Source organism: Dyadobacter sp. UC 10 (genome assembly GCF_008369915.1).
Classification (GTDB): domain Bacteria; phylum Bacteroidota; class Bacteroidia; order Cytophagales; family Spirosomataceae; genus Dyadobacter.
The window spans coordinates 2,895,522-2,910,316 of the sequence record NZ_VSRN01000001.1 but is presented as its reverse complement, the minus strand read 5'-3'; the positions used below and the strand labels follow the sequence as shown (position 1 = coordinate 2,910,316).

Below are 14,795 nucleotides of genomic sequence, written 5' to 3'. Positions count from 1 at the left end.
AAAACATTATTCAAATAAAACCTGATCATTCCCCACTTTAACATCTGTTTCTTTTTGATAATCTATAATTTTATCAAAAAAAATGGTTTGCCAAAACGCACTTTCTGCCCGGCGGACAACTATTTCTTAACACGAAAAATATGTTTTTCAATACCCGTCTCGCAAATATCCTGCTCTGCATTACACTCGCTTTGAATTCATTATGTGTCTATTCTCAGGCAATTCCCGAGTGGCAGGACCCGCAGGTGATCAGCATCAACACCGAGCGGCCTCATGCAGATTTTACACCATACCCAACTGAAAAGGCCGCGCTGGCGGGCGACAGAAAAGCAGCATTGATGCAGTCGCTGAACGGTAATTGGAAATTCAAATGGGCCTCGCATCCCTCAAAAGCACAACTTAATTTTTACGATCCCAATATATCCGACGCAGCCTGGGAAACGATCCCTGTCCCTTCCAACTGGCAGGTATTCGGGGCCAGAGAAGGTCGCCAGTATGACCGCCCGATCTTCTCCAATATCAAACATCCGTTCAAAGCCACGCCGCCCCGGATCACTGCCGACACCAATGCGGTGGGTATGTACAGAACTACCTTCAATGTGAGCCCGGAAAGCAAGGAAAAACAGATATTCCTGCACTTTGCGGGCGTACAGTCCGCCTGTTATGTTTGGCTGAACGGTGTCGCAATCGGTTATCACGAAGACGGAATGACGCCGTTTGAATTTGATGTGACCGAAGATATCAGGCCCGGACTTAATCATTTGGCGGTTGAGGTAATCAACTGGTCTGATGGAAGTTACCTGGAAGACCAGGATTACTGGAGATTAGCCGGAATTTTCCGCGATGTGAACCTGCTTATTTTGCCGAAGGTAATACTCACCGATTATACGGTCAGGACTATTTTAGACCAAAATCACGAAAACGCTACACTGAAATTAAGTGCTTACGTGAAAAACTACAGTCCGCAGACCATTCACGCGCATCAGGTTCTATTCACACTTTACGATGCTAATAAGGCGGTCGTTACTACGCCGGTAAGCCAGATGGTGAATGCATTGGAAACCGGCAAGGAAGGCGCGGTCAGAGTAGATGTACCGATCACAGCCCCGATCAAATGGAACGCAGAAACGCCTTATTTATACACGCTGACTATCCAATTGATGAATTCGGATGGAAAAGTATTGGAAAGTACCAGTCAGAAAGTTGGGTTCCGGGATGTGAAAATCAAAGGCGGACAATTGCTGGTTAACGGAAAACCGATCACGATTAAGGGCGTCAACAGGCACGAATTTGACCCGGAAACTGGCCGGGTAATCAGCCGGGAATCCATGATCAGGGACATCACGCTGATGAAGCAGCACAATATCAATGCAGTCAGAACGTCACATTACCCCAATAACTCGGAATGGTACGATCTCTGCGATCAATACGGGCTGTATGTGATGGACGAAGCCAATATTGAAAGTCATGAACTGTGGCGGCAGAACATCATACTTGCAGATAACCCGCAGTGGAAAGCGGCATTTATCGCACGTGGAAATGCGATGGTGGAGCGGGATAAAAATCATCCTTCGGTCATTATCTGGTCCCTTGGGAATGAATCGGGGATGGGCCAGAATTTTACTGCAATGGCAGATTTTATCCGCCTCGCCGACCCGTCGCGACCAATCCATTATGAAGGACGCAAAGATTACAAACCGACTGCATTAAGCAATTTCGATATTATTTCGGTCATGTATCCCTCGACCCAGGATATGACCGAGCTTGTTAAAAAGGATAAAACGCGGCCGCTGATCGTCTGCGAATATGCCCACGGAATGGGCAACAGCATCGGAAATTTGAAGGAATACTGGAAGGTCATAGAAAAATCGCCGACCATGCAGGGCGGTTTTATCTGGGATTGGGTTGATCAGGGCTTACAATTAAAAAGAGCTGACGGAACTACTTACTGGGATTATTTCAATTACATCGACGGCGCGAATGCCGGTGATGGGCTGGTGAACCCGGACAGAACCCCTCAGCCCGAATTGAATGAGGTCAAAAAAGTATATCAGTATATTAAATTCGAGCTGCCCGACACGCTGCGCCCCGGCCAGAACCAAATCACCATATTGAACAAGTTTGATTTCCAATCTTTAAACGGCTTTGAACTAATATGGGCTTTGCAGGAAAATGGAAGACCGGTTGGTAAAGGCGGTACGATTTCAAACCTGGCTATTGCAGCTGGACAAAAACAACAACTGAATATTCCGTACGAGCTTCCCGCCAATCAGAAACCAAATGTGGAATATTTTCTTAATCTCAGTGTAAGGTTAAAAGAAGCAACAGCCTGGGCGCCAAAAGGACATGAAGTTGCCTGGCATCAGGTTCCGGTTGTGAAGCCTGCTCAGACTTTGCCGAATCTCAGTCTGTACAATACCAAACCGCTCCGGGTTGTCCAATTGGCTGCGGGCCGCGTTCAGATCAGCGGCGACGATTTTTCGGCCACTTTTGATAAAACCGCAGGAAGGATCATTTCTTTTAAAAACAAAAAAGAAGAAATGATGGAAATTGGCGCGCACCCAAATTTCTGGCGCGTTCCTACCGACAACGACGAGGGCGGGGGAGCAGAAAGCTACGCCTCGCGCTGGCGTGCAGCCGGACTGGATACGCTTGAAATTACTTCATCCGATATCAAAACACAGCGATTAACTGCCCAGGTTTACAGGGTAACATTATCGCAGACCTTGAAAAGCCTGAAAGGCGAAATGGCTGTTCTGTCGGAGTATATGGTTTATTCTTCGGGAGATATTTATGTCCAAAATACATTCACGCCTTCCGGTGAATGGCCGCCGCTTGCCAAAGTAGGTATGCAGTTTCAAATGCCGGCTACTTTTACCAAAACACAATGGTACGGAAACGGCCCGCACGAAACTTATGCCGACCGGAAAACGAGCGGAAAGATCGGTATTTATGCGGGGACAGTCGCTGATCAGCACTTCTCCTATATCACGCCACAGGAGAATGGAAACAAGACGGACGTTCGCTGGGCAACTGTTGTGAATGCGGATGGAACAGGAATTCTGGCAGCCAGCGATTCGGTATTTAATTTTAACGTACGTGACTATACGGACAAAGATCTGCTCGCAGCCAAAAAGCGCGGTGCAACGCTCGTGCGCGGCGCGACAGTAGTCAATATCGATCTGGCCCAAATCGGTCTAGGCGGAGACGACAGCTGGTCGCCGCGGGTGCATGAGGCATACCTTCTTCCAGCCAGGACCTATTCTTACAGTTTCAGACTGAGAGCGATCGACAACACTTCGAACATAGAGCAGATACTAAGTTCGCAGCTACCCTATATCAGAAAATCAACCGGAAATAGCACTACTGCTTCGCAAACTGAGGATAGCATTATTGAGGCTGACATGGAAGAGGAGGAAGAGGTTATTGCCGCGCCAGTCCGCAAGCCGGTTGTCAGGAAGGCGCCGGCGAAGAAAAAATATACGCGCCGCAGGCGGCGGCGTTAGCGTTAATCCTGGCAAGTTTTAAAGACTCTCCAGGATTAACGCCTCAAAACATATTCCGCTTTTACCTGGATAACCTGCGCGATTTTGACAAAGACTACCTGCGGAATTTCGATCTTGTGATCCGTCAGCGGCACTTCGAAATTTGAAGTAATCGTAATTTTATCACCTTCCACTTTCAGCTTGCCTTTCAGTTTACGCTCTTTTGTAACACCGTGAACCGTGAACTTTCCGATAGCTGCCACATCATATTGCCCGTCTTTGGAAAAATCGGGCACATTATCGATTTTCCCACTGAATGTGGCTGTCGGATATTTGTCCGATTCTATATAGTTTTCATTGAAATGCTCCTGCATCAGCTTATTTGGAAAAACAAAGTCCCTCATATTCATCCGGATAGCCATTTCTCCGTTCGCCGTATTCAAAATCGCCTGCGACTTTTTATTCTCCGCGTTGATATTTTCCAGGGGAGTTTCTGACGAAAATTTGGTGTTACCAGCGCTTGTCGAAAATTTACTTCCCTGCGCAATCAGCTCTTCGACAGGCCAAGAAATAGCTAGCACGGCGACCAGCGCCACGCGAACAAAATGTAGTTTCATAGTCTGTTACTGTTCAGTTGATTTCGGCCTTCTGTTCTTTTTATCAAAACTGAAAGTCCGGGAAATATTGAAGCCGTAATGAATATCCCCTTTCCCCCATGTACCTGCCGTTTCACCGATAAATTGCTTCTCAATCATCCCAAGAGAATTGGTAAAATGTAGCTGAAACACGTGCCCGCCGGTTTCAATATCAACCCCGAAAGACATTGAATCGTAGTAAGGAGCTGTTACCGTATTTTTTTCTCTTGCCGTATAAAAGTATTCGCCGTTGAGGGAAACGCGTTTCGAAAGTTTGAACCGGCCACCGATCCCGATCGCCAGCAGCAATTTTTCATCTCCCAAAACCTCCGGCCGGTTGCGGAAAAGGTAGGTCGGTGAAAGTTGCAAGGAGAGCCGCTCGCCAAACTTACGTGCTACCAGCACCTGGGCAGAGTAATATATTTTATCCTGAAATTCGAGCTCTTTATTAACTGTGGCAACGCCCGTTCCTCCAAAAAGTGTCACCGAAACGGGAATTGACCTGGCGCCGGTGCTTTGCCTGAGCAATTTATATTTACCAAAAAAATCGTAGACCTTCTGAGAAGTGCTCCTGCCTACGCCCACCATCAGATCGTCGGTGATACCATATTCAAAACCCATTCGCATTGTCGCCTGGTCGAGCCCGAAAAACTGGTAGGCGCCCGAATTCAATCTTCCGAAACGGTGGGATATCCGGAAATCAAGGTGCTTTTTTTTCATTGTTTCGACAGAATGTCCGTTGACGACACGCGTGGATTTGAAAGTAGCACTCACAGGTATTTTTTGTGCACTGTCCTGTTTGGAAAGCTCACTCAGCAAATCGTCCTGCGCATAAAGGCTTGTTGAACAAACCATTAGCAATAAAAAGCGGAGGCATTTCATAGAAATCAGTCGTTTATGCGGTTACTGTCAGCGTGTTGCCGTCGGCCGACAGCGCGGTTTTGAAGGCTTTCAATGCAGCAGTCGCCGGACCCTGCTCCACCGCGCCGGTGGTTGAAAATTCAGAAAGGTGATTGGGGCATTGAAAATCGTTTTGAGTAAGGCGGTACTGGATATTGAAACCTTCGTGGGTACATCTTCTCGCCAAAGCAACATAACCGCCGCCACTCGCCAGCGCCACGATGGTGTCACCGATTATCTCAAAACCGCCGACAGTTTTCAACTTTGTTACCTTGGTCAGATCCACTGTGAAGTTGATGGAATTTCCCGTTGTCGTGCCCGAAATACCATTTCCACCGCCGCCCGGATCAACCGGCTCGGGTTCATTCTCGCTGGACCCGCAGGCGGTCATGGTGGTGCCAATGCAATAAAATGCCATTAAAGTGGAGGTACTCAGTCCCAGACTTCTCAGGAACTCCCCTCTTTTCATTTTTTCTTGGTTGTTAGTCTCCATGGTGAATGGTTAAAAATTAGCAGTTATGATTTATTATCGGCAATGCGTGATCTACCGGAAAGCAGGCGTATAGCGCAGGGAAAGCCAGAAGCCCATTGTGACCAGGTTCACTTTGCCGTAGCCTACTCTTTTGAGCGGGATCCTTGCATAAGGTTCTCCCATTAATGAAAGCTTGTTGGAAAGCCGGTATTCATAGCCGACGGATGCATTCAGGTGGCTCAGGAAATACCAGCCTGTTGATCCTTTCCAGCTCGGGTATTTGATATGCGGATCGTCCGGGTTCTTATAGTTGTATTTGTATTTCTCGTTCAGCATATAATAAGAGGATGCACCTGAGCCAATGAAAAACCGTGATTTTTGCCCTGAAATAATATCATATCTCAGGTTCAGCGGAATTTCAAGCACTTTACAGATTCCGTCGACACTTTCCGGTTTGGTGTAATAGCCCCATTTAGGGTTCAGTATGTAACTACCTGCCTCTGCGAAGTAATCTTTCCTGCTCCACACCGCGCCAGTCTGCACAAACAGTCGGGGCGATACTGATAACTCAGCCAGCAAAGCAACCGCAGCCCCGGGTTTGGTGAAATTTTTCAACCCTACTGTGCTAAGATCGGGTGAATAACCAAATCGCACAGCCCATTTAGCCTGCTGTACTTCCTCTTTTTGCGGTAGCGGTTCGGGTTCTATATCCGGTTTTTCAAAATCAATTTTGGGCATTACTCCTGCATTGTTCCAGCTCAAAGGACGATTCTGAAGCATTGCAGCTGACACGAATGTTCGCTCCGCTACATGTTCTTCCTGAGCAAAAACTTTTTCCGCACCTTTTAAGCCGCTGCCTGCACTTGTCGAAATGGCCTGCTCATTTGCAGGTAAAATAAGAGCCCCGTCGCCCCCTTCCCCCTTGGAGCGGTTAGGCTCTAAGTACACTCCGCCTGCCTTAGATCGGCTCCGGGGCAATAATGGTCTGCTGTTTGTATCAGCAGCTTTCGATTCTGATTTTGGAAAAGGTTTACTAGCTGTCTTCTCAACGCTCGCGATTGCTCTACTGCCTTCTCTTTTAGAAATTGCTGAGTTTTTCGCGTCTGTTTTACCGGTTTCAAAGTTCCTTGTCTCGCTTTTCGTTTTTGTCTGATCGTTATCTGGTGAACTACGATTCAAACCCCGACTGTCCTTTGCCTCTCCTTCCGAGGTTACCGGTAATGCGGGCTTTGCGCTGGCTGCAGACCGTTTCAATTCGTTTTCTCTCCGCAGTGCTACGTAACTTTTTGCGTCTTTTTTATCTTTCCCCAGATAAACAGCCACGCCCGTAAAAATCAACAGCAGCAACAGTCCCAGCGGCCACCATTTTTTTAGCCACGCGCCGCCCGCCGTGCCGTCCTGTTCGTCGAGACGTCTTTTCAGTTTGTTCCAATCATCCGGATCATAGGGAGGATCAAGCTCTTCTGATGACTTTTTGAAGAGCTTGTCCAGTTCGTCATCTGGCAACTCTGTCATAATCGTCAATATTGATTTTGGATAACATTTCTCTCAATTTTTCCCTTGCACGCGACAAATTCGACTTTGACGCTCCAACCGAAATATTCAGCTGTTCTGCAATTTCTTCGTGTGTATAGCCGTCAATAACCGATAAACTAAAAACAATGCGGTAAGCGGGTGTAAGTTTATGTATCAAACCCATCAGCTCTTCATGAGAAAGTTTGCTGATAACTGTTTCATCTACGGACACATTTTCCGCAATTTCCACATTTTCAAAAACATCCCTCCGGACCTCGTGCCTGTAGTGGTCCAGCGCCGTGTTGATAATTACCCTGCTCAGCCAGGTCTTGAATGAACGGTCCGTATCAAAACTTTCGAGCTTCGTAAAAACCTTTAAAAACGCATCGTTGAGTATTTCCTTCGCCTCTTCCCGGCTGCGTGTATAGCGTAAACAGATGCTCATGGCATAGCCGTAAAACTGTTTGTACAACAGCTCCTGGCTACGGCGGTTTCTTTTTAAACAGCCGGCGAGTAGTTCATGAAGAACGGCGGAGTCATACCCGGGCATGCTATTTGCTTTTTATACCCATTACGGAAATTTCAGAAGGGCGGTTGCTTCCAGCGTATAACAAATTGCAAAAATTTTATAACTATTTAATAATCTTATAGTTAGTCTGTTAAAATTCTGGATTATTTCACCCGAACTGATTGTAAAACGTTGAAATTTTCATGATTTTCGTAGAACACCGTAAGTTCATATAACAGTGTAAGATATTCCTCAACGTTTAATTAACTCCCCAGTGGAGCAGCACCTATGTACACCTATCCCATTAAAGAACCGCAAGGCATTGCCGAGCGGCATCAAGAATTGGACGCGCTCAGAGGCCTTGCGGCCATCAGCATTGTCCTGTTCCACTTCACGATCAACAACAACGCCAAGTTGCTTGGATGGCAGTTCAACTATGGAGTTACCGCCGTGGATATCTTCTTCATGATCAGCGGCTTCGTGATTTTTCAATCTATCAGGAATATAACGAAATGGCAGGACTTTGTAGTCAAACGTTTTGCCAGGCTATACCCGGCATTCTGGTATTGCATGCTGATCACTGCTTTTGTTGCAGTACTGATGGAGCCTCATTCGGTTGACGCGACACGTATCCTCGCCAATGCAACGATGGCTTCTATCTATTTTGGTGTGGAAGACCTGGACGGTTCATATTGGACATTGCTGATTGAGCTTGTCTTTTACACCTGGATCCTGGCCATATTTGTGTCTAACCGGGTTAATGCGATCGAACAGATCGGTGTATGCTGCATTCTGCTGATTGTTGCTTTCCACGCAATGCGGCCATTATATCATGATCTCTATCAGTTTCTTACCAGAAAAGTACAGCTGCTAAACCATTTCCCCCTCTTTTACTCGGGGATACTTTTTTACCAGATTAAACGCAGCCGGCATGTCTATCGAAACAGCGCATTACTGATCCCGGCAATACTCGCGTCATTTTATCTTCACGACAAAGGCGGCACTTCCCAATACCATATTTCTTTTGTCGAGCATTGTGTAGTGATTACCATCTTCCATATCATTTTTGTTCTTTTTATTATCGGAAAGCTCGGTTTTCTTGTTGCCAAACCTTTATTAATGCTTGGCAATATATCTTACTGCCTGTACCTGATCCACCAGTATGTAGGACTTCAGATTATTGCCAAGCTGACCGGTGATCTGGGTATCAATGTTTACTTCGCGATAATTTTTACGATCTCTGTCTGTATATGCATTGCTACACTCATCACAACTTATATTGAAATACCTTGTTACCAGCTTATCAGAAACTGGTACAGCCGCAGCAGCAGCATATTCCGGCAGCAGGATAACGATCTGGCTATTCACTAAGACTTCGAGAATATGCTACCGGCATCGTATCCCTTGATTTTTTAGCTATTTTTGCAGCCTGATAGACCGTAAGTATCAGGACAGTCCGATCGCGGCTGTCAATACACTATGTTTATGAATAATGGCCAAAAATGAAAGTGCTGATCCTGTGCAATCCCCTTTTTCTGTAAGGAAAATTAGCTGGAAAGGCCTCCAAACCACCCTTAGTCTTTTTAGATATCTTCGCCCTTACCGCGTTACTTTCTTCATTGGACTTGTATTTCTGGCACTCTCTACCGCCACTTCACTCGCCTTCCCGAAGTTGGTGGGAAGTATGATCGAAGTGATTGAAGGAAAATCGAAATACACCATCAACCAGATTACCGTTTTTCTATTTGTAGTACTGATCGGGCAGGCTGCTTTTTCCTATTTCAGGATATATCTTTTTACCAAAGTAAGCGAGCTGGCGATGACCAATATCCGGCTGGATGTTTTCAGCAAGATCATCACACTCCCTATTACTTTCCTCGAGCAACGCAGGGTCGGCGAGCTCACAAGCCGCATAACATCCGACGTATCTCAATTGCAGGGGTTATTGTCATTTACCCTGGCTGAGATCTTTCGCCAGTTTGCAACGCTGATTGTCGGAATGGCCATCCTTTTTTACACATCCTGGAAACTCACGCTGTTTATGCTCGCCACTTTTCCGGTGCTGGTTGTAGCCTCCGTATTTTTCGGGCGACATATGCGCCGACTTGCCAAAAAGGCGCAGGATGAGCTTGCAGCAGCGAATGTGGTAGTGGAGGAAACACTTCAATCTATTCATGTGGTTAAAGCATTTACAAATGAACCGCTGGAAGTAGGGCGTTATAATACGATTCTCAGGCGCGTAGTCGATCTTTCACTGCACGCAGCCTCATTTCGTGGCGGCTTTGCTTCGTTTATCATTTTCGCATTGTTTGGCGGGATTGTCGGGGTGGTTTGGTACGGCGCTGGCTTGGTGGAATCCGGCGAATTTGGACTGTCCGATCTCTTCACATTTATCCTGTATACCACATTCATCGGCGCGTCGATCGGCGGAATGGGCGATTTGTATGCGCAGGTTAACAAAACCATCGGGGCTTCGGAAAGGATATTTGAAATTCTGGAAGAAGAGCCTGAAATATCCGTCGAAGAAGCGCGGTCGGCAGTTCCGGGTATTATCGGTGGCCAAATCGTTTACGACAATGTACATTTCTCCTATCCCTCACGACCCGACTTACCTGTATTAAAAGGCATTTCGTTCCAAATCCGTGCTGGCGAGAAAATCGCGCTGGTAGGTTATAGCGGTGCGGGAAAGTCTACGATTATTCAACTGCTGATGCGGTTTTACGATCATCAGTCAGGCAATATTCTAATCGACGAGAAACCCGTTTCTGAGTATGGCCTCTCTGAATTAAGGAAAAATATGGCGATCGTCCCCCAGGAAGTAATGCTTTTCGGCGGTACCATTTATGAAAATATCGCCTACGGGAAACCCACCGCTTCCCGCGAACAGATCTACGACGCAGCCAGAAGGGCGCACGCGCTTGACTTCATTGAAACGTTTCCCGAAAAATTTGAAACGGTTGTCGGCGAGAGAGGTATTAAACTTTCAGGCGGACAGCGGCAACGCATTGCGATCGCGCGCGCCATTTTAAAGGACCCGAAGATATTGATCCTGGACGAAGCCACCAGTTCGCTGGATGCAGAATCAGAAAAACTGGTGCAAATCGCATTGGACGAACTCATGAAAGGCCGCACTACGATCGTAATTGCGCACAGGCTCGCCACGATCCGGAAAGTAGATATGATCTACGTGATCCGGGAAGGTCAGATCGCCGAGTCGGGCTCGCATCAGGAGCTATCGCTGCTTCAAAACGGCCTCTACGCCAATCTCATCAAATTGCAGTTTGAAACTGCCGAAAGTCATTAACCGTAACCCACCATTTTGAAAACCTCCTCCCAAATATTCTTTGAAAAAGAGCTGGCAGATGCAAAAGCAGCTGAAAAAGCAGCACAGGAAAGATCAAATCTGTTATCGGTCGCCAGGCTGACCGTTTTTGCCGGGATGCTCCTGTCAGCCTGGCTGTGGAATTCGAACGGACATTCAGTATGGCCGGTAATGATCGCTGCGCTGCTTGCGGCGTTTTTATTTTTAATGAAAAAGCACCAACAGGTAAAGCGTACGCGCAATTTTCATAAGAATATTCAGGAGATCAATGAGGACGAAATCGAGCGGCTACAACTGCAGTTTAAACGCACGGACACTGGCTTGCATTTTGTGGAAAAGGAGCATGCATTCGTATCAGATCTTGATATTTTCGGCGAATACTCACTTTACAAACTGCTCAACAGAACGCGTACCTCGGAAGGCAGCAAGCGTCTGGCCAACTGGCTCAAAAACCATGCGTCGCCGGAAGAAGTGCAGGCAAGGCAGCAGGCGGCAGCGGACTTCAAAGCATCTCCGCAACTAATCCAATCCTGGGAAGCCACCGCTTTATTGCATGAACATGCGGCGGCGCAGGTTACCTCATTTCGCGCGTGGACTACCGAGACGCTGGACCCGAAACTGGCCAATCTGCTGAAATGGCGCTGGTTTCCATTGATTACATTAGCAGTTCTCGTATTGATTTTGCTGAAGATAGCGCCGGCCTGGGCCATCTTCGCGTGCCTGGCAGGGCATTTTTTCATACTAAAAAGCTTTCAGACGACTATTCAGGGGATTACAAACAGAACCACTACTTTGGGCCACACCCTGGTCGCCTATGCAGAGTTGCTTAATCATGCGGAATCAGCGCCCTATGCGGCAGCATGGTGGACTCAGCGCAAGGCATTGATTTCCGGATCTTCGAAGTCGCTCCACCAGGCAGGGGCATTGTTTGAAAGGCTCGATTACAGGAACAATCCATTTTTCGGGCTTTTTGTCGGTATACCTACGCTTTGGGATATCCACTGCCTGGCCGGACTGGAGAAATGGAAAGAAACCAACAAATCGAACTTATGGCATTGGCTCGATGTGCTCGCAGATACTGAGGCGATGAACAGCCTTGCCGGACACGCATTTGCCAATCCGGATTACATTGTGCCAGCAGTGACATCGCAGCAGCAGGTTTTTATCAAAACAACGGAAATGGGTCACCCGCTCATCCCGGCAGAAAAACGGGTTAGCAACGACTTTTCCCTCGAAGATACCGGCGCAACAATGCTGGTGACAGGTTCCAATATGTCTGGGAAAAGTACTTTTTTGCGTACGATCGGACTTAACCTGGTACTTGCGCAAATGGGCGCGGTGGTCAGTGCGGCTCACTTCACATGCGTTCCAGTCCGCGTTTTTAGCAGCATGCGGACGCAGGATTCACTTGAAGAAAGTACTTCCTCTTTTTACGCGGAGCTTAAAAGACTAAAACAGCTGTTGGAACTGGCTTCCGGCAATGCCGCTGCTCCCGTTCTCTATCTTCTGGATGAAATATTAAAAGGCACTAACTCGGCGGACCGTCACAGGGGCGCGGAAGCATTGATCAGGCAGCTACATAACAAAAATGCCTCAGGACTGGTATCCACCCACGACCTGGAACTCGGACAATGGGGGGAAACTGAAAATTACGTTCATAACTTCCACTTCCGGTCCGACGTCGAACAGGGGCGCCTGCACTTTGATTACCGACTGCATGAGGGCATCTGCAAAAGTTTCAATGCATCGGAGCTCATGCGTATGATGGGTATCGACATCGACGTGCCAAATAAAAATACTGCTCAAATTGACTGAGCGGGCATTTTTATCCTAATCAAAGTATTTACGTAACTTTACTGATTACATTTACGTTTCTAATGCTGAGAAAAGCAACAGCTATTCTATTCTTTCTGATTTTAACGATTACTAATAACGATTAATAACCTGAATGGAAGTATTAATAATGGCAGGACAGCTCATTTTGGGCTTGTCGATTTTGGTAGGATTACACGAGTGGGGGCACATGGCAGCTGCCAAAATGTTCGGAATGAGGGTTGAAAAATATTTTATCGGGTTTCCGCCCAAAATATTCAGCATTCAGCGGGGAGAAACAGAGTATGGAATAGGTGCCATCCCGCTGGGAGGATTCGTCAAGATTTCAGGTATGATCGACGAGTCGATGGACACTGCTACTATGAATCAGGAACCTCAGCCCTGGGAATTCCGCTCCAAACCGGCCTGGCAGCGCCTTATCGTTATGCTGGGAGGTATTATCGTCAATGTGATCGTTGGTATCTTCATTTTCATTGTGATCGCTTATAAGGAAGGTGATCAGTTCCTTTCTATTAACGAGGTCAATAAATACGGAATTGTAGCAGGAGACCTCGCGCAGGAGATTGGCTTGAAGACCGGTGACAAAATCGTGAAAGTGAATGGTAAACCTTTTACCAATTTCAGTGAAGTTGTCAGCTCGGAAGTGTTCCTTGGCAGCAATAGCTCCTACACGGTAAACCGGGACGGTAAAGAAGTACTGATCGAAATCCCGAACAATTTTATAGAGAAACTTTCTGATCCTCAGGAAAAAGGAAACTTCATCCGTGCCCAGGAACCGTTCAAGATCGGAGAGGTTGTGCCTGATTCACCTGCGGAAAATGCGGGCTTGAAAACCGGAGACAAGGTGATTTCGGTGAACGCAACGCCGATCCGGTTTTTTCACCAGATGCAGGAGGAACTGGCCAAATTGAAAGGCAAACAGGCACAGATTGTCGTTCAGCGGGGTGCAGAGCAAAAGCAACTTAACCTGGACGTAGCTGAGGATGGTACCATCGGTTTTTATCGTACTCCTTTGCTGAATTACACGGCCGTGGAATACACGCTCGGCGAGGCGATCAAGGTTGGCACAAATGACGCTTTCGCTATCGTTTTTGATAACATAAAAGGCTTTGGCAAAATATTCCGGGGCGAAGTATCTGCTTCAAAAGCACTCAGCGGCCCTATTGGTATCGCGAGAATGTTTGGCGGTGTATGGGACTGGAGCCGCTTCTGGTACCTCACAGGTTTATTATCAATGGTACTCGCATTCATGAATGCACTGCCGATCCCCGCACTTGACGGTGGCCACGCGGTGATCCTTACCTACGAGATTGTTTCAGGCCGCAAGCCTTCCGATGCCTTTCTTGAAAATGCTCAAAAGGTGGGAATGGTGCTATTACTGGGCCTCATGGCATTTGCAATTTTCAATGATGTTTGGAAAGCTGTTTTTTAGGGGAGAATGGAGGAAGGGAGGAAGGAGGAAAAGGTTAATAGTCCTTTTTTCCTTCCTCCCTTTCCTCCTTTCCTCCTTCCTCCTATTTTCACTCACTCCGAAACATGAGTACCACGTATCGGTGACGCACATGCAGTTTAATCCGGCTGCCAAATCATTTGAAGTGAGCATCCGGATCTTCACAGACGACCTCGAAAGAGCATTATCCCAAAGCAACAACGGTCAGCGGTTTATGATCAGAAATGATGATAAGAACGACCCGTTTGTTGAAAAATACATCCGGAGGGCATTTGTGCTGAACGATATTCAAAAAAAACCTGCCGAGATACGTTATGTAGGAAAAGAGCAGGAGGAAGATGCTACCTGGATTTATCTGGAAATTCCGTTTCAAGGAAAGCTCGAAGGATATCAGCTCCGGAACATCGCATTGCTGGAGGTTTTTGAAGACCAGGTAAATATGACCAATCTCAAATTTGCCTCGGACAAAAAAACCTTCCTTTTTAAAAAGGGACAAACGGTACATATGCTCTAAAAAGCCGTTTTGCACAGCCTGACACGCGACTGTTGGCATAGCTATTTTGTTTTATTATCCCTTTCTTTTGAAAGTCGTTATTTATATATTGGGAAAACGTTATCTGTCAATTTGGCAGAATGCCTATGAAATTTGAACCTTCTGACTTATATAGTCGGCTA

At 46.8% G+C, this 14,795-nt stretch carries 11 protein-coding genes; 6 read left to right on the top strand and 5 right to left on the bottom strand.

The features are described from left to right. Nucleotides 1–140 precede the first annotated feature (140 nt). Entirely contained in the window at nucleotides 141–3,506 is a 3,366-nt protein-coding gene (locus FXO21_RS12075; protein ID WP_149640306.1) for a glycoside hydrolase family 2 TIM barrel-domain containing protein, read from the top strand. Nucleotides 3,507–3,541: 35 nt separating this feature from the next. Here the strand turns inward: FXO21_RS12075 and FXO21_RS12070 are convergent, their stop codons facing one another. From FXO21_RS12070 to FXO21_RS12050, 5 genes are all read right to left on the bottom strand, one after another. Next, complete coding sequence (locus tag FXO21_RS12070; RefSeq protein ID WP_149640305.1) at nucleotides 3,542–4,102, bottom strand: YceI family protein; 561 nt, start codon at nucleotides 4,100–4,102, stop codon at nucleotides 3,542–3,544. A 6-nt stretch (nucleotides 4,103–4,108) separates the two neighbouring features. After that, nucleotides 4,109–5,002, bottom strand: coding sequence for a DUF5777 family beta-barrel protein (locus FXO21_RS12065; RefSeq protein ID WP_149640304.1), 894 nt, complete (start codon nucleotides 5,000–5,002; stop codon nucleotides 4,109–4,111). Between the two features lie 13 nt (nucleotides 5,003–5,015). Then, complete coding sequence (locus tag FXO21_RS12060; RefSeq protein WP_225865664.1) at nucleotides 5,016–5,489, bottom strand: QcrA and Rieske domain-containing protein; 474 nt, start codon at nucleotides 5,487–5,489, stop codon at nucleotides 5,016–5,018. Between the two features lie 75 nt (nucleotides 5,490–5,564). After that, nucleotides 5,565–7,007: a porin family protein gene (locus tag FXO21_RS12055; protein ID WP_149640302.1), complete on the bottom strand. Its 1,443-nt coding sequence runs from the start codon at nucleotides 7,005–7,007 to the stop codon at nucleotides 5,565–5,567. Continuing rightward, on the bottom strand, nucleotides 6,988–7,557 hold the full coding sequence (locus tag FXO21_RS12050; RefSeq protein ID WP_149640301.1) for an RNA polymerase sigma factor: 570 nt from the start codon (nucleotides 7,555–7,557) through the stop codon (nucleotides 6,988–6,990). Before FXO21_RS12050 ends, FXO21_RS12055 begins: the two co-directional genes overlap by 20 nt. 246 nt (nucleotides 7,558–7,803) lie before the next feature. Between FXO21_RS12050 and FXO21_RS12045 the strand changes: the two genes are divergently transcribed. From FXO21_RS12045 to FXO21_RS12025, 5 genes are all read left to right on the top strand, one after another. Continuing rightward, nucleotides 7,804–8,886 (top strand): acyltransferase family protein, encoded by a 1,083-nt coding sequence (locus tag FXO21_RS12045; protein ID WP_149640300.1) that lies wholly within the window; start codon nucleotides 7,804–7,806, stop codon nucleotides 8,884–8,886. Nucleotides 8,887–9,007: 121 nt separating this feature from the next. Further along, nucleotides 9,008–10,819, top strand: a complete 1,812-nt coding sequence (locus FXO21_RS12040; protein WP_149640299.1) for an ABC transporter ATP-binding protein — start codon at nucleotides 9,008–9,010, stop codon at nucleotides 10,817–10,819. A 15-nt stretch (nucleotides 10,820–10,834) separates the two neighbouring features. Then, nucleotides 10,835–12,652 carry a MutS family DNA mismatch repair protein gene (locus tag FXO21_RS12035; RefSeq protein ID WP_225865663.1) on the top strand — a complete coding sequence of 606 codons (1,818 nt, stop codon included), beginning with the start codon at nucleotides 10,835–10,837 and terminating at the stop codon, nucleotides 12,650–12,652. A gap of 133 nt (nucleotides 12,653–12,785) precedes the next feature. Then, a complete protein-coding gene (rseP, locus tag FXO21_RS12030; RefSeq protein WP_149640297.1) occupies nucleotides 12,786–14,102 on the top strand; it encodes an RIP metalloprotease RseP in 1,317 nt (438 codons plus the stop codon). A gap of 130 nt (nucleotides 14,103–14,232) precedes the next feature. Continuing rightward, nucleotides 14,233–14,634, top strand: a complete 402-nt coding sequence (locus tag FXO21_RS12025) for a DUF6702 family protein (RefSeq protein ID WP_149640296.1) — start codon at nucleotides 14,233–14,235, stop codon at nucleotides 14,632–14,634. Nucleotides 14,635–14,795 lie beyond the last annotated feature (161 nt).